Here is a 15,076-nt window from a genome sequence, read left to right as displayed (position 1 = left end):
CTGCCGGAAGGGGACCACGTGAGCGCAACCGCCGTCGCGCCGCGCCTTCACGGCATCCGCCGGCGCCGCGGCCTCGTGCTCGCCGCCCTGCTCGCGGCCGTGTGCGTCGCGGTGGTGCTGAGCGTCACGATCGGCTCCAAGGCCGTGCCCCTCGCCGACGCGTGGCGGGCCCTCACCGAGCCGACCGGCACCGAGAACGACATCGTCATCCGCTCGCTGCGCGTGCCCAGGACCGCCCTCGGCGTGCTGGCCGGGCTCGCGCTCGGCGTGGCCGGGGCGCTCATGCAGGGCCACACCCGCAACCCGCTGGCCGACCCCGGCCTGCTCGGCGTCACCCAGGGCGCCGCGTTCGCGATGGTCGCCTCCATCATCCTGCTCGGCGCCCAGAGCCTGCTCGCCTACATCTGGTTCGGGCTGGCGGGCGCGCTGGTCGCCAGCGTGTGCGTGTTCGCGCTCGGCATGGTCGGCGGGCGAGGCGGCCCCACGCCGGTCACGCTCGCGCTGGCCGGCACCGCCGTCAGCGCCTTCCTGTACGCCCTGACCTCGGCGATCGTGCTGCTGGACGAGCAGGCCATGGACGTCTTCCGGTTCTGGCAGGCCGGCTCCGTCGCCGGCCGCGGCCCGGACGTGGTCTGGCAGGTGCTGCCGTTCATCCTGGTGGGGCTGGTGCTGGCGCTGGTCAACGCGCCCGGCCTGAACGCGCTGTCCCTCGGCGAGGACGTGGCCCGCAGCCTCGGCCAGAACATCGCCCTCACCCGGAGCGTCGGCGTCACCGCCGTCACGCTGCTCACGGGGGCGGCGGTGGCCTCCTGCGGGTCGCTCGCGTTCGTCGGGCTCGTGGTGCCGCACCTGGCCCGCCCGCTGTCCGGCACCGACCACCGCTGGCTGCTGCCGTACTCCGGACTGATCGGCGCGGCGCTGCTGCTGGTCTCCGACGTGATCGGCCGGGTCGTCGCCCCCTCCCCCGGCGAGCTGGAGGTCGGCGTGGTGCTGGCGCTGATCGGCGCCCCGTTCTTCGTGGCGCTCGTCCGCCGCCGGAAGCCGGTGCGGCTGTGACGACGACGACCCGGACGAGGGCCGGGGCCTCGCTCCCGCTGCGCGTGGCGGGCCTGTCCTGGCGGGTGCGCCCGCGCGGCGTCGCCGTCACCGTGGGCGGCCTGCTGGCGCTGGCCCTGCTCATGGCCCTGAACATGCGCCTCGGCGACCTGCCCCTCGGCCTGGGGGACGTCGTGCGCGCCACGTTCGACCCGTCCGTGCCCGAGCACTTCGTGGTGATGGAGCTGCGGCTGCCGCGCGCGCTGACCGGCGCGCTCGTCGGCGCCGCCCTCGCCCTGTCGGGCGCGATCATCCAGTCCATCGCCCGCAACCCGCTGGCCAGCCCCGAGATCCTCGGCGTCACCACCGGCGCCTCGGTGACCGTGGTGGCCGGCGTCGTCATGAGCGGCAGCGTGTACGGCGGGGTCAGCGGCCTGTTCTCCGCCCTCGGCATCCCGGCGCTCGCGCTGCTCGGCGGCCTGGCCGGGGCCGCGATCGTGTACGCGCTGGCCTGGCGGCGCGGCCTCGACGGCTACCGGCTGGTGCTCGTGGGCATCGGCGTGGCGGCCGTGTTCACCAACGTGAAGTTCTGGCTGCTGACCGTCGGCGACGTCAACGACACCGGCCGCGCCATGGTGTGGATCAGCGGCTCGCTCAACGGCCGCGGCTGGGAGCACGTCGTACCGGTCGGGCTGGCCCTGGCCGTGCTGGTCCCGCTGACCCTGCTCGGCACCCGCTCGCTCGACGCGCTGCGCTACGGCGACGACACCGTCACCGCGCTCGGCGTGCGGGTCAACCTGTCGCGCGCGCTCATGCTGCTGGCCGCCGTGCTGCTGGCGGCCGTGGCGACGGCCTCGGCCGGGCCGATCGCGTTCGTGGCCCTCGCCTCGCCGCAGATCGCGCTGCGCGTGGTGCGGTGCGCCCAGCCGCCGCTGCTGTCGTCGGCCGTCACCGGCGCCGTCCTCGCGACCGGGGCCGACCTGATCGCGCGCACCGCCTTCTCCCCGATCGAGCTGCCCGTGGGCGTCGTCACCGCGGTCCTCGGCGCGCCGTACCTGATCCACCTCATCTGGAGGGCACGCACATGAGGCTCCAGGCCGCCGGTGTCACGCTGGGCTACGGCGACCGGGTCGTGGTCGACGGGCTCGACCTCGGCATCGAGGCGGGCACGGTCACCACGATCATCGGGCCCAACGGCTGCGGCAAGTCCACGCTGCTGCGCGCCCTCGGCCGGCTGCTCAAGCCGCGCGGCGGCGAGGTGCTGCTCGACGGCAAGCGCATCGACGCCATGCCGACGCGGGAGGTGGCCAAGGTGCTCGGCGTGCTGCCGCAGGCGCCCACCGCGCCCGAAGGGCTGACCGTGGCCGACCTGGTCGCGCGGGGCAGGCACCCGCACCAGACGTGGTACCGGCAGTGGTCCTCCGACGACGAGGGCGCGGTGGCCCTCGCCCTGGAGCTGACGGGCCTGGCCGACCTGGCCGAGCGCCCCCTGGACGAGCTGTCCGGCGGCCAGCGGCAGCGGGCCTGGATCTCGATGGCGCTCGCCCAGGGCACCGACCTGCTGCTGCTCGACGAGCCCACCACGTTCCTCGACCTGGCCCACCAGGTGGAGGTGCTGGAGCTCGTACGGAACCTGCACCAGGAGGCGGGACGGACCATCGTCATGGTCCTGCACGACCTCAACCTCGCGGCCCGGTACGCCGACCGGCTGGTGGCCATGCGCGGCGGCCGGGTGGTGGCCGCGGGCGCCCCGCACGAGGTGCTGACCGAGGAGCTGATGCGCGAGGTGTTCGAGCTGGACGCCAAGGTCATCCCCGATCCGGTGGCGGGGACTCCGATGGTGGTGCCGATCCGGCCGCTGTCCCGGCCCTGACGTCCCCGACGGTCAGCCGCCGCAGGGGCGAGCGGGCCACCGCGAGGGCGATGGCCGCCCAGCTCAGGCCCGCGAACACCATGATCGCGTACGCGTCGCGCGCCGCCGCCTCGAACAGCCCCGCCGCCAGCGCCGCCAGCGGGATCGACGCGAAGGCGATCATCCGGGCCGTGCCCAGGACCCGTCCGAGCAGGTGGTCGGGGATGAGGCGCTGCCGTACGGTCGCGGTGGCCACGATCATCGCCCCCGCCGCCGAGAACTGCCCCGTCCACGCCAGCCCGATCGGGACCGGGCCCCGGGCGACGGTCATGAGCAGCATCGACGCTCCTCCGGCCAGCAGCGACCAGGTCATGATCCGTCCCGGCGGCCACACCCGGACCAGCCGGCCGCCCAGCAGCGCCCCCGCCACCGCGCCGGCCCCCTGGAAGGCGTAGACGACGCCGATCTCGCCCGGCGTGAACCCGTGGTAGGAGCTGAGGTAGTAGACGAGGTCCGCCAGCAGCAGCCACACGCCGAAGTTGCAGGCGGATGACATGATCGCGGTCGTGAGCACCGCCCGGTCGCCGCGCACGAGGAACCGCAGGCCCTCCCGCAGGTCGGCCCCCATCGACCAGCGCTTCCGCCCCTCCCCCGCGCCTCCCTCAGCCGCCCCGGGCCGCCCCCGCGCGCGTCCGGCCGTGGCGGTGAAGCGCCCGCCGATGAGCGCGATCAGCAGCGCCGACAGCAGGAACGACCCGGCGTCCACGTACACCGCGACCTGGTAGCCGAAGGCCACCACCAGCGCCCCGCCCGCCATCGGCCCCGCCATGCCCACCGCGTGCTCGCCGATGTGGACGCGCGCGTTGGCCTGCGGCAGCCGCTCCGCCGGCACCAGGGACGGCACCAGCGCCCGGAACGCCGGCTGGTAGAGCGGATCGACCGACGCCAGCAGCAGCGCCACCAGGTAGATCGGCCACAGCCGCCCCACGCCCAGGGCCACCATCGCGGCGAGCACCAGCGTGACGGCCGCGGAGGCCGTGTCGCCCAGCACCAGCAGCCGCCGCCGGTCGTAGCGGTCCGCGAGCACCCCGCCGACCATCCCCAGCAGCAGGTACGGCACGTACTCCATGACGTAGACCAGGCCGGTCCCGAGCGGCGACCCCGTGAGGTCGTAGACCAGGAGCGGCAGCGCCAGGCGGTAGATCCACGTGCCGAGCGACGAGGCCAGGAACCCGGTCAGCAGGAGCCAGTAGGACCGGCCCACGCTTCACGCCTCCGCGAGCGCCCGCCGGATGTCGGGGTCCCCCGGAGCCAGCCGCGCGGCCCGCAGGAGGTCCTGGCGCGCCTCGTCCGGCCGTCCCGCCGCGCTCAGCACCAGATGCCGGTTGAACAGCAGCTCGGCCGTCTCCTCCAGCTTCAGCGCCCGCGTGAGATCGGACAGGGCGGCGGCGTGGTCGCCCTCGTCGTAGGCGACGGCGGCCCGCCCCGCCCAGGCCGCCACCAGGTCCGGGTCGAGTTCCAGGGCGGCGCCGAACGCGGCCACGGCCTCCGCCCGCCGGCCCTCGGCCGCCTCGACCTGGCCGAGCACGCACCTGAGGTGCGGGCTGCGCGGGTCGAGGGCCAGCCCGCGCTCGGCGTCGCGCCGGGCCGCGGCGTGCTCGCCCGCCGCGGCCAGCAGCCCGGACCGGTTCACGTACGCCGGGGCGAAGCCCGGGTCGAGGTCGAGCGTGTGGTCGAGGTCGGCGAGCGCGCCGTCGAGGTCGCCGGTCGCGTACCGGACCTCCGCCCGGTTGTAGTACGCCTCGGGGAACGGGGGGCTGAGCCGGATCGCGGCCTCGAAGTCGGCCCGCGCGTCCTCGTGGCGGCCCAGCTTGTGCAGCAGGGCGCCGCGGTCGAGGTAGTAGTCGGGGTAGCCCGGGTCGGCTCCGATGGCGATCGCGTAGTCGGCCAGCGCCTCCTGGGTGCGGCCGGTGGCGCCCAGGAGCTGGGCGCGGTTGGCGTACAGCACGAGCCGGTGGATCGGGTGCGTGTCGGCCAGGTGCTCCTCGGCCAGGTCGATGGCCTCGCGCACGAGGTCGAGGGCGGTGTCCAGGTTGCCCCTGCGCACCTCGACCAGGGCCTTGCCGTTGAGGTCGAAGCCCAGGTGGAAGGCGCGCTCGCGGGCGTCGGGCAGCAGCGAGGTGATCGTGACGGCCTCGTTGGCCCAGGACAGGGCCTCCTCCGGGTCGCGCCGGGCGAGGTCGTGGTGGCGCACCAGCAGCATGGCCGTGGCGTACGCGATCGTGGCGCGGTGCTTGGGGTCGACGGTCAGGCGGCGGGCCCGGTCGTACAGGGCACGGGCCTCATCCTCGCGCTCGACGGCCTCCAGCGAGCCGCCCACGCGCTGCACCAGGGTCCGCCAGCGGTCGGGGTCGTCCTCGTACGTCATGCCGCGCAGCGCCTCCAGGCCGGCCTCGGCCATGGCGTGATGGAAGCCCTCGTCGCGGAAGCGGTCGAAGTCGGCGTTGACCGGGCCGCCCGACGGCGCGGACCGGCCGGGGACGATCCGCAGCAGGCCGGGGTCCACCCGCCTGCGCAGCACCTCGATCAGCTCGGCGTCGGTGGGATCGGCCTCGCCGAGGTTGTCCACGGTGACGGTCAGGGGCCGGGTGCGGGTGAGGTGGTCGCGGACGAACTCGGCCAGCCCGTTCGCGATCCGCAGGGTGCGGCGGGCGCCGGGGATGAGGATGCGCTGGGCCCTCGGCAGGGTCTCGGCCAGGGAGCGCCTGCGCCGGGGAACGGCCAGCAGCGGCGCCGCGACGCCGATCTCGATGTCGTACGCGGCGACGAGGTCGGGCCCGCGGCCCAGCGCCTCAGGGACGAGGCGGTCCAGCAGTGCCGCCGCGAACGTGTAGGGGCCGTGGAGCCTGCGGTCGGCGTCCAGGACGATGGATTCCACCCGAACCTTCTTCCGTGATCCGTCTCCGGTCGCGCCCCGGCCGGCGTCCCTTCACGGGGACGCCGGCCGGGCGGGAATCAGTGACCGTGCCGCGGAGCGGCCGCACCGGAGGGCTTCACGGTTCCGGGCTTGTGGACGACGACCTTCTTCATCGGGGTGCCTCTCGTGTTCCAGCATGACGAGACCGGCGCGAAGCGTCGCGGGGCGATCTCTCGGATGACCGGTTCATGTGAACACACGCCGCCGACGGCGATCAAGGCTTTTCCGGGTAAGTAAAATTTCCTGTCCAATTTTCGGAAATAGCCATAACAGCAATGGCCATATCCGAAAATAATGCGCCCGTTATTCGCCGATAATCGCGTCCACGAAGACCTCGGGGTCGAAGGGCGCCAGGTCGTCGGCCCCCTCGCCGAGACCGACCAGCTTGACCGGAACCCCCAGCTCCCGCTGGACCGAGATGACGATGCCGCCCTTAGCCGTGCCGTCGAGCTTGGTCAGCGCGATGCCGGTGATGTTGACCACCTCGCCGAACACCTGGGCCTGGCGCATGCCGTTCTGGCCCGTGGTCGCGTCGAGGACGAGCAGCACCTCGTCGACGGTGGCCTTCTTCTCGATGACCCGCTTGACCTTGCCCAGCTCGTCCATCAGGCCCGTCTTGGTGTGCAGCCGGCCCGCCGTGTCGACGATGACCACGTCGGCCTTCTCCTCGATGCCCTTGGCGACGGCGTCGAAGGCCACCGAGGCCGGGTCGCCGCCCTCCGGGCCGCGCACGGTGTCGGCGCCGACCCGCTCGCCCCAGGTCTGGAGCTGGTCGGCCGCCGCCGCGCGGAACGTGTCGGCCGCGCCGAGCACGACCTTCTTGCCGTCGCCCACGAGGACGCGGGCGAGCTTGCCGGTGGTGGTGGTCTTGCCGGTGCCGTTGACGCCGACGACCAGCACCACCGCGGCCCGCTCGCCGTGCGGCTTGACGTGCAGGGTGCGGTCGAGGTCGGGGTTGACCTGGATGAGGAGCTGCTCGCGCAGCAGCGCGCGCACCTCTTCGGGAGTGCGGCTGCCGAGCACCTTGACCTTGGTGCGCAGCTCCTCGACGATCGCCTGGGTGGGCGCCACGCCGACGTCGGCCTTGATCAGCAGCTCCTCGACCTCGTCCCACACGTCGTCGTCGAGGCGGTCGCGGGAGAGCAGGTCGAGCAGGCCGCGGCCGAGCGCGCTCTGCGAGCGGGCCAGCCGGGACCGCAGCCGCACCATCCGGCCCGCGGACGGCGGCGGGACCTCCACCTCGGGCGCGACGACCATCGGCTCGGCCGGCTTGACCGGCGGGGGGAGCGTGGTAGTCGCTCCTCCTTCACCCTCCTCGGTGCCCGTCTTCGGGCGCTCCTTCTCCTCCTCGGGGAGGGGCGCCGTCTCGGGCGGCGCGACCGGCGGCGCGGACTTGCCGCCCGGCCTGAAGAGCAGGAAGAGGCCGCCGGCCGCCAGCAGGGCGACGACGACCACGATGACTATGACGCCGAGGTAACCATCCACAAGATGTCAGTTTTCCAGATCGACTGTCATGCTCATGCCCAGGGCGGCGCCGCGGGCGCGTCAGGCGGGCTCATGCCCGGGCGGGCGGCGCGCCGGCCCCCCGTCTCAGGCGGGTTCGCGCTCGCGCAGGCGCTGGCTGACCACCTGGGTCACGCCGTCGCCGCGCATCGACACGCCGTACAGGGCGTCGGCGATCTCCATCGTGCGCTTGTTGTGGGTGATGACGATGAGCTGGGAGCTCTGCCGCAGCTCCTCGAACAGCGTGAGCAGCCGCTGCGTGTTGGTGTCGTCGAGCGCCGCCTCGACCTCGTCCATGACGTAGAACGGCGACGGCCGCGCCTTGAAGATCGACACCAGGAACGCCACCGCGGTCAGCGACCGCTCACCGCCCGACAGCAGCGACAGCCGCTTGACCTTCTTGCCCGGCGGCCTGGCCTCCACCTCGATGCCGGTGGTCAGCATGTCCTCGGGGTCGGTGAGCACCAGCCGGCCCTCACCGCCCGGGAAGACCCGGCCGAAGACCTGGTCGAACTCCCGCGCCACGTCCTCGTAGGCGGAGGCGAACATCTGCTGCACCCGGTCGTCGACCTCCTTGACGACGGTCAGCAGGTCGCGCCGCGTCTTCTTGAGGTCTTCGAGCTGGGAGTTGAGGAACGCGTGCCGCTCCTCCAGCGCCGCGAACTCCTCCAGCGCCAGCGGGTTGACCTTGCCGAGCTGCTGCATCTGCCGCTCGGCGACGCGGGCCCGCTTCTCCTGCTCCTCGCGCACGTACGGCACGGGCGGCTCGCCGGGCACCGGCGCCTCGGGCCCGTACTCGGCGATCAGCGCCTCGGTCTCGACGCCGAACTCGTCCATGGCCCGCTGCTCCATCTGCTCCAGGCGCAGCCGCTGCTCGGTGCGGGCCACCTCGCTGCCGTGGACGCGGTTGACCAGCTTGTCCAGCTCCTGCGTGAGCTCGCGCACCCTCAGACGCACCTGCTTGAGCTCGGCGTCGATGGCGACGCGAGCGAAGTCGGCGTCGTCGCGCTCGCGCGCGGCCAGCTCGACGGACGCGTTCAGGGCGGCCAGCACCTGCTTCGCGCCCCGGGTGACGGCCTCGGCCACGGCCGCCTGACGGCGCCGCCGGGCGCGCTGGGCGGCCGCCTGGGCGCGTTCCTGGCGCTCCCGCTGCGCGGCCCTCAGCAGGCCGTCGGCGCGGCCCTCGATGCCCTTGACGCGCTCCTCCGCGGTGCGGACCTGCAGGCCCGCCTCCATCTCCCGCTGGCGGGCCGCCTGGCAGGCCGCGGCCAGCTCGTCACGGGCGTCGGTGGTGGGCTCGGTCTCCAGCTCCTGGGCGTACTCGGCCTCGGCGAGCCGCATCTCCAGCTCGGCCAGCTCCTCCAGGCCCTCGGCGCGGGCCTCCTCGGCGGCCGTGACGCTGCGCGCCAGCCGCTCGGCCTCGTCGTGGGCGGCCTTGGCGGCGGCCTCGAGCTGCGCGAGGCGGCGGGCGGCGTCGGCGCTGCGCCGGTCGGCCTCCCGCTGGCGGGCCCTGACCTGGTCGAGCGTGCCCTGGGCGGCGCTCACGGCGGACTGGGCGGTGTCGGCGGCGCTCTGGGCCTCGGTGACGGCCGCCTGGGCCGCCTCCACGGCGGCCTGCGCCGCCTGCTCGGCGGCCAGTGCCTCGTCCAGGCCGACGGCCGTCAGCCCGGCGCGCGCCTCGGCCTCCTCCAGGTCGGCGCGGGCGTCGTCGAGCGCGGCCCGCACCTGCAGGACGGACGTGCCGCCCTCGGAGCCGCCGCTGGCCAGGTGCGCGGCGACCAGATCGCCTCCCCTGGTGACGGCGCGCAGGTCGGGGCGCGCCTCGGCGAGGCGGCGCGCGGCGGCCAGGTCACCGACGACGACGACGCCGTCGAGCACCCGCGCGACGGCCGCGCTCAGCGGCGCGGGCACGCCGACCAGGTCGGCCGCCCACTCGCCCCCCTCGGGCGCCGCCCCGCGCTCGGCACCGCCCGCCATGCCGTGGGGCGATCCCGGCGCGCCGTTCGCGGAGCCGGTCACGAGGAGGGTGGCCTGGCCGGCCTCCTTGAGGCGGAGCAGTTCGAGCGCCTCCACGGCCGTGCCCACGGACTCGACCGCGACGGCCTCGGCCACCGGTCCGAGCACGGCGGCGACGGCCGCCTCGGCGCCCGGCGCGACCTGGAGCGAGGCCGCCAGCGGCCCCAGCACCCCGGACAGGCCCGTCTCCATCAGCGCCGCGCCGCCGTCGGCGCCCCGGGACAGCCCCAGCTCCAGCGCCTCGGCCCGGGCGCGCAGCGCGGCCACGGCCCGCTGGGCCTCCTGGTCGGCGGCACGAGCCGTGCCGACCCGCGCCTTCGCGGCCTGGAGCGTCTCACGCGGAGCCCCGAGCGCGGCCCGCGCCTGCTCGACGCCCGCCCTGGCCTCCTCGGCCGCGGCCCGCGCCTCCTCGACCACCGCCTGCGCGGTGGCCAGCTCCTCGGCCAGCGCCGGGTCGGCGGCGGGCTCCTCGCCGCGCCGCTCCTCCAGGTCGTCGAGGGCCCGGCGCTCGCGCTCGGCCGCGTCGGCGACCGCCTTGGTCAGGCGGCCGATCTCGTCCTCGGCCGCGCGCGACCTGCTGCGTACGGAGTCGACCTGGCCGCGCAGCCGGGCCAGGCCCTCGCGGCGGTCGGCGGCGGCGCGGGCGGCCATCGCGAGCCGCCGCTCCTCCGCGGCCAGCTCGGACTCGGCCTCGGCGCGCCGCTCGGCGGCGCCGTCGAGGAGCTCCTGCGCGGCCTCCAGCTCGGCGCGCAGCACCAGCTCGCGCTCGCGTACCTCGCCGGCCTCGCGCTCGAGGTCCTCGGGGTCGCGGCCGCGGCGCTCGATGGAGGCGGCGTCGACGGCGTGCCGGTGACGCTCGGCGGCGAGCTGTTCCAGGCCGGTCAGGCGTTCGCGCAGCGACGACAGCCGGAACCAGGTCTGCTGCGCGGCGCTCAGCCGCGGCTGCGCCTCGGCCTCGGCGCTCTCCAGGGCCGCCTCGCGCTGCTGCCCCTCGGCCAGCTCGGCCTCGACCTGGGCGCGCCGGGCCAGGACGGCGGCCTCGTCGGCCGCCTCGCGCTCCAGCGTGGCGCGCAGGATGCACACGTCGTCGGCCAGCAGCCGCAGCCGCGCGTCGCGCAGGTCGGCCTGGATCACCGCGGCCTTGCGGGCGATCTCGGCCTGCCGACCCAGCGGCTTGAGCTGGCGGCGCAGCTCGGTGGCGAGGTCCTGGACGCGGGTCAGGTTGGCCTGCATCGCGTCGAGCTTGCGCAGCGCCTTCTCCTTGCGCTTGCGGTGCTTCAGGACGCCCGCGGCCTCCTCGATGAACGCCCTGCGGTCCTCGGGGCCCGCGTGCAGCACGGCGTCGAGCTGCCCCTGGCCGACGATGACGTGCATCTCGCGGCCGATGCCCGAGTCGGACAGCAGCTCCTGGATGTCGAGGAGCCGGCAGGTGTCGCCGTTGATGGCGTACTCGCTCTGCCCGGACCGGAACATCAGCCGGCTGATCGTCACCTCGGTGTAGTCGATGGGCAGCGCGCCGTCGGTGTTGTCGATGGTGAGCGTGACCTCGGCGCGGCCCAGCGGGGGCCGGGACGAGGTGCCGGCGAAGATGACGTCCTCCATCTTGCCGCCGCGCAGCGACTTGGCGCTGTGCTCGCCCATGACCCAGGCCAGGGCGTCGACGACGTTGGACTTGCCCGAGCCGTTGGGACCGACCACGCAGGTGATGCCTGGCTCGAAGCGCAGGACGGTGGCCGAGGCGAAGGACTTGAAGCCGCGCAGGGTGAGGGTCTTCAAGTGCAAGAGCCGGCCCCCCTTCTCCCTGAACGGACTTCGGGAAAGCCTACTGGTCCGCGCGCCTCGTCGCTGGCCACCACGGTGAGGTCGCGGCCCGGAGGCGGAAAGGGGGCGTCAAGACATTCCGAACGAGGGCAAATAACAAGGGACGCCTCTCCGAGACGTCCCTCAATCTTGCGTTCCGATCACTCTCAGGTGAGTGCCGGCTCGCGCTCCTGCATGCGGCTGAGCGCCTCGTCGCGGGTTTGCGCCGCAAGAGCGTCATTCTGGGCCTGAAGCCGGATGAGTTCTGCCTCCAGGTCACGGATCCGCTGCTGCAGACGCCGCATCTCCGAGACCATTCGAGGGTCAGGACCACCGACGTGGCCGAGTAGAGCCTTCGCCATGGTAAAGGGTCCTCCACGCTGAGTGACCAGACTGGTTCGCGCACTTCATATTCCGCGGGAGGGGTGCGCGTGGTACTTAACAAGAGTCGCACCGGCAGTGTGGGCGGTCAAGTCGATCGGACCGTCACGCCCCTCGCGGGGCACTCCCGTGCATATAACTATACCCCATTTGGGCGGTTTAGCGAAAGCGACTACCGCTCCCGGAAACCCCCCAAACCACCTCGGACTTCACTCCACCTCTCCACTACTCCATCGACTCTTCCCGGCGTGTCGCAACCCCTCAGCAACTCCAGCAGCTTGACGCACGCCTCGCGCGGCCCCTCGGCGACCACCTCGACGCGGCCGTCGTCGGTGTTGCGCGCCCAGCCCGCCAGGCCGAGCTCCAGCGCCCGCGCCCGGGTCCACCAGCGAAAGCCCACGCCCTGCACGCGTCCCCTGACCCAGGCGGTCAGCCGTACGCTCTCCTCCACGCTCCGCCCCTTCCCGCGCGCCTCGTTCGCTTCTCGCACGCCTCGTCCGCTTCCCGCGCAGCTCGTCCGCTTCCCGCGCATCTCGCCCGCGCGGCCCGCGTCACGCCACCCGGCGGCACGCCTCCGGGCCCGCCACGCCCGCGGCGGCCTCGGCGAAGGCGCGCACCGCGGCCGTCGCCCCGGCCCGCGGCCACGCCAGCCCGAGCACCGACGCCGGCAGGCCCGTCACCGGCACGAACACCACGTCTCGGCGCTCGTGGTAGGCCGCCGTCGGCGTGCAGAACAGCATGCCGCCGCGGCCGAGCGCGACCAGCGTGATGCCCTCCTGGCTGGTGGTGACCGTACCCCCTCGCGGGATGGGCCGACCGGCCGGGGTGCGCTCGGGCGCGACCAGCTCGCGCCACGCCCGCGGGGCCGGGCCGCCCGGCTCGATCAGCGGCAGGCCGGCCAGCTCCTCCGCGTCCACGGCGGGCCGCTCCGCGAGCGGGTGGCCGGCGGGCAGGCCCAGGCTGACCGGCACCCGGTTCAGGCCGGCCCCCGTCTCCAGGTCGGGCTCGTCCACCGGCAGCAGCGTGAACGCCACGTCCACCAGGCCCGCGCGCAGCCGCCCGAACGGGTCGGACAGCGGCACCTCCACCAGCGTCACCTCGCACGACGGGTACAGCGCCTCGAAGGCCCGCACGGACGCGGTGACGAGGTCGGTGGGCGTGCCGAGGAAGCCGACGCGCAGCGTCCCCGTCACCTCGCGGGCCGCCGCCCTGGCCCGGTCCACCGCGTCGCGCAGCCCCTCGTACGCCGGTCGCAAATCCGCCAGGAAACGCTCGCCGAGCGGCGTGAGCCGCACCCGCCTGCTCGTCCGGTCGAACAGCCGGGCGCCGATCCGCGTCTCCAGCGCCCGTACGAGCTGGCTGACCCGGCCCGGCGACAGGTACAGCCGGTCGGCGGCCCGCGCGAAGTGGAGCTCCTCGCTGAGCACCACGAAGCACTCCAGTTCCCTGAACTCCATCCTCACCCCTTAGTCCAGCTAAACCTTGCCTGAGCGTCCCGTCATTGTTCCCCCGGCGCCACAGCCGAAGGCTGGGGTCATGACCCCTACCGTCTCCGATGCCGCGCCCGTGACGACGGCGCGCCCCCTCGCCGTGGCCGCCGTCGCGGCGGGCACCTTCACCATTGTCACCAGCGAGATGCTGCCCGTCGGCCTGCTGACCCCGATCGGCGCCGACCTGGGCGTCTCCGACGGCACGGCCGGCCTGATGATGACCGCCCCCGGCCTCGTCGCCGCCGTCTCCGCGCCGCTGATCACGCTGGCCGCGCGGCGCCTGGACCGCCGGGTGGTGCTGTGCGGGCTGATGGCGCTGCTCGCCGTCGCCAACCTGCTGGCCGCCCTGGCGCCGGTCTACCCGGTGATGCTGGCGGCGCGGGTGCTGACGGGGGTCAGCATCGGCGGGTTCTGGGCGTTCGCGGTGGGCCTGGCGCCGCGGCTGGCGCCGGAGCCGCTGGTCGGCCGGGCCGCGGCGACGATCGCGTCGGGCATCGCGGTGGCGTCCGTGCTGGGCGTGCCGGCCGGGACGTTCGTCGCCTCGGTCGCGGGCTGGCGTGCTGCGTTCGCGGCCGTCGCGCTGCTCTCCGTCGCGCTGTGCGTCGCGCTGGCCCGGCTGCTGCCGGCTCTGCCCGCCGAGCGGGCCGCGCGCCTGTCGGACCTGTGGCGGGTGTGGCGCGCGGGCCCGCTCAGGGTGGTGCTCGTCGTGACCGCCCTCGTGGTGACCGGCCACTTCGCGGCCTACACCTACGTCCGGCCGTTCCTGGAGCAGGCGGCGGGCGCCGGCGCCGCGGCCGTGAGCGCCGTCCTGCTCGGGTACGGCGTGGCCGGTGTGGCGGGCAACTTCGCGGCCGGGGCGCGGGCGGCCCGGCGTCCCAGGGGCGTCCTCGTGACGCTGGCCCTGCTCATCGGGGTCGCGACCGCGCTCCTCGCCGCCACGCCGGGCTCGATCGGCCCGGCGACGGCTCTGCTGGTGCTCTGGGGCGTGGCCTACGGGGGCGTGTCGGTGACCCTGCAGATGTGGGTCGTCCGGGCCGGCGGCGGGGAGGCGGGCATGGCCATGCTGACCGCGGTGTTCAACGCGGCCATCTCGCTCGGCGCGTTCGCCGGCGGGCGGGTGGTGGACGGGGCGTCGGTCCCGGCCGTCATGTGGCTCGGCGCGGGGCTGTCGCTGGCCGCCGCGGCCGTCGCTGGCATCTCGGGCAGGAGAACGACGAACGGTTCATGAACGCGTCGCGGACGATGGCGCTGCCGCAGCGCGAGCAGGGCAGGTCGCGGCGGCCGTACGCCTCCAGGGAGCGCTCGAAGTAGCCGCTCTCGCCGTTGACGTTGACGTACAGGCTGTCGAACGACGTGCCCCCCTGGCGCAGGGCGGCCGCCATGACCTCGCGCACCCCGGCGAGCAGCTCGGCGATCTTCGGCCGGGTGAGCGACTGCGTGGGGTGCGCCCAGTGCAGCCGGGCCAGCCACAGCGCCTCGTCGGCGTAGATGTTGCCGACGCCGCTGATCAGGGTCTGGTCGAGCAGGGCCCGCTTGACCTCGGTGCGCCTGCGGCGCAGGGCGGCGGCGAACCGGTCGTCGTCGAACGCCTCCTCGAACGGGTCGGGGGCGATGTGCGAGATCGGCGCGGGCACGCCGCCCTCCATCGGCGTCAGCATGACGTGGCCGAAGGTGCGCTGGTCGACGAAGCGCAGCTCGGGACCGCCGTCGGCGAAGGCGAACCGTACTCGCAGGTGCTTCTCCAGCGGGGAGTCCGGATCCACGACGAGGAGCTGCCCGCTCATGCCCAGATGGGCCATGAGCGCCTCCTCGGCCCCCGACAGCGGCAGCCACAGGTACTTGCCGCGCCGCTCGGCGGACAGCAGCACGCGGCCCTTCAGCCGCCCGGCGAACTCCTCCGCGCCCGGCACGTGCCGGCGCACCGCTCGGGGGTGCAGCACCTCGACCGCGGCGATCTCCCGCCCGGCCACCCACTGCGCGAGGCCGCGCCGGACGACCTCGACCTCCGGCAGCTCAGGCACC

General features: G+C 74.5%; 12 protein-coding genes. 4 read left to right on the top strand and 8 right to left on the bottom strand.

Annotated elements, in window-relative coordinates:
* Nucleotides 1-18 precede the first annotated feature (18 nt).
* From HT134_RS35285 to HT134_RS35275, 3 genes are read left to right on the top strand one after another with little or no spacing between them, the layout of a single operon-like run.
* On the top strand, nt 19-1,056 hold the full coding sequence (locus HT134_RS35285) for a FecCD family ABC transporter permease (protein ID WP_175604803.1): 1,038 nt from the start codon (nt 19-21) through the stop codon (nt 1,054-1,056).
* Nucleotides 1,053-2,123 carry a FecCD family ABC transporter permease gene (locus HT134_RS35280; protein WP_312888675.1) on the top strand — a complete coding sequence of 357 codons (1,071 nt, stop codon included), beginning with the start codon at nt 1,053-1,055 and terminating at the stop codon, nt 2,121-2,123. Before HT134_RS35285 ends, HT134_RS35280 begins: the two co-directional genes overlap by 4 nt.
* A complete protein-coding gene (locus HT134_RS35275) occupies nt 2,120-2,908 on the top strand; it encodes an ABC transporter ATP-binding protein (RefSeq protein ID WP_175604802.1) in 789 nt (262 codons plus the stop codon). Before HT134_RS35280 ends, HT134_RS35275 begins: the two co-directional genes overlap by 4 nt.
* Here the strand turns inward: HT134_RS35275 and HT134_RS35270 are convergent.
* The 7 genes from HT134_RS35270 to HT134_RS35240 all read right to left on the bottom strand — a co-directional run bounded on the left by HT134_RS35270 (nt 2,844) and on the right by HT134_RS35240 (nt 13,021).
* Complete coding sequence (locus HT134_RS35270) at nt 2,844-4,151, bottom strand: MFS transporter (protein ID WP_175604801.1); 1,308 nt, start codon at nt 4,149-4,151, stop codon at nt 2,844-2,846. The genes HT134_RS35275 and HT134_RS35270 overlap by 65 nt on opposite strands.
* Nucleotides 4,152-4,154: 3 nt before the next feature.
* Nucleotides 4,155-5,825, bottom strand: coding sequence for a tetratricopeptide repeat protein (locus HT134_RS35265; protein ID WP_175604800.1), 1,671 nt, complete (start codon nt 5,823-5,825; stop codon nt 4,155-4,157).
* 342 nt (nt 5,826-6,167) lie between these two features.
* Nucleotides 6,168-7,349: a signal recognition particle-docking protein FtsY gene (ftsY, locus tag HT134_RS35260; RefSeq protein ID WP_175604799.1), complete on the bottom strand. Its 1,182-nt coding sequence runs from the start codon at nt 7,347-7,349 to the stop codon at nt 6,168-6,170.
* 105 nt (nt 7,350-7,454) lie between these two features.
* Nucleotides 7,455-11,165: a chromosome segregation protein SMC gene (gene smc / locus HT134_RS35255; RefSeq protein WP_175604798.1), complete on the bottom strand. Its 3,711-nt coding sequence runs from the start codon at nt 11,163-11,165 to the stop codon at nt 7,455-7,457.
* Nucleotides 11,166-11,350: 185 nt separating this feature from the next.
* Entirely contained in the window at nt 11,351-11,545 is a 195-nt protein-coding gene (locus HT134_RS35250; RefSeq protein WP_055505123.1) for a hypothetical protein, read from the bottom strand.
* 191 nt (nt 11,546-11,736) lie between these two features.
* Nucleotides 11,737-12,015, bottom strand: a complete 279-nt coding sequence (locus HT134_RS35245) for an acylphosphatase (protein ID WP_175592323.1) — start codon at nt 12,013-12,015, stop codon at nt 11,737-11,739.
* 100 nt (nt 12,016-12,115) lie between these two features.
* Nucleotides 12,116-13,021, bottom strand: coding sequence for a LysR family transcriptional regulator (locus HT134_RS35240; protein WP_175604796.1), 906 nt, complete (start codon nt 13,019-13,021; stop codon nt 12,116-12,118).
* A gap of 79 nt (nt 13,022-13,100) precedes the next feature.
* Here HT134_RS35240 and HT134_RS35235 point away from each other — a divergent pair, with 79 nt between their 5' ends.
* Nucleotides 13,101-14,282, top strand: a complete 1,182-nt coding sequence (locus HT134_RS35235; protein WP_217708729.1) for an MFS transporter — start codon at nt 13,101-13,103, stop codon at nt 14,280-14,282.
* Here HT134_RS35235 and mutM read toward each other — a convergent pair.
* Nucleotides 14,200-15,075 (bottom strand): bifunctional DNA-formamidopyrimidine glycosylase/DNA-(apurinic or apyrimidinic site) lyase, encoded by an 876-nt coding sequence (gene mutM / locus HT134_RS35230; RefSeq protein ID WP_175604795.1) that lies wholly within the window; start codon nt 15,073-15,075, stop codon nt 14,200-14,202. The two genes, HT134_RS35235 and mutM, sit on opposite strands and share 83 nt — an antisense overlap.
* Nucleotide 15,076 lies beyond the last annotated feature (1 nt).

Origin of the sequence: Nonomuraea rhodomycinica (genome assembly GCF_013363995.1) — a bacterium.
Lineage (GTDB): Bacteria > Actinomycetota > Actinomycetes > Streptosporangiales > Streptosporangiaceae > Nonomuraea > Nonomuraea rhodomycinica.
The sequence above is the reverse complement of the archived record's forward strand: the minus strand, read 5'-3'. Positions and strand labels throughout refer to the sequence as shown.

Bases quoted from the DNA above. Each gene is read 5' to 3' on its own strand.
- HT134_RS35235 (WP_217708729.1), top strand. From the start codon at position 13,101: ATGACCCCTACCGTCTCCGATGCCGCGCCCGTGACGACGGCGCGCCCC.
- HT134_RS35275 (WP_175604802.1), top strand. From the start codon at position 2,120: ATGAGGCTCCAGGCCGCCGGTGTCACGCTGGGCTACGGCGACCGGGTC.
- HT134_RS35240 (WP_175604796.1), bottom strand. From the start codon at position 13,021: ATGGAGTTCAGGGAACTGGAGTGCTTCGTGGTGCTCAGCGAGGAGCTC.
- HT134_RS35250 (WP_055505123.1), bottom strand. From the start codon at position 11,545: ATGGCGAAGGCTCTACTCGGCCACGTCGGTGGTCCTGACCCTCGAATG.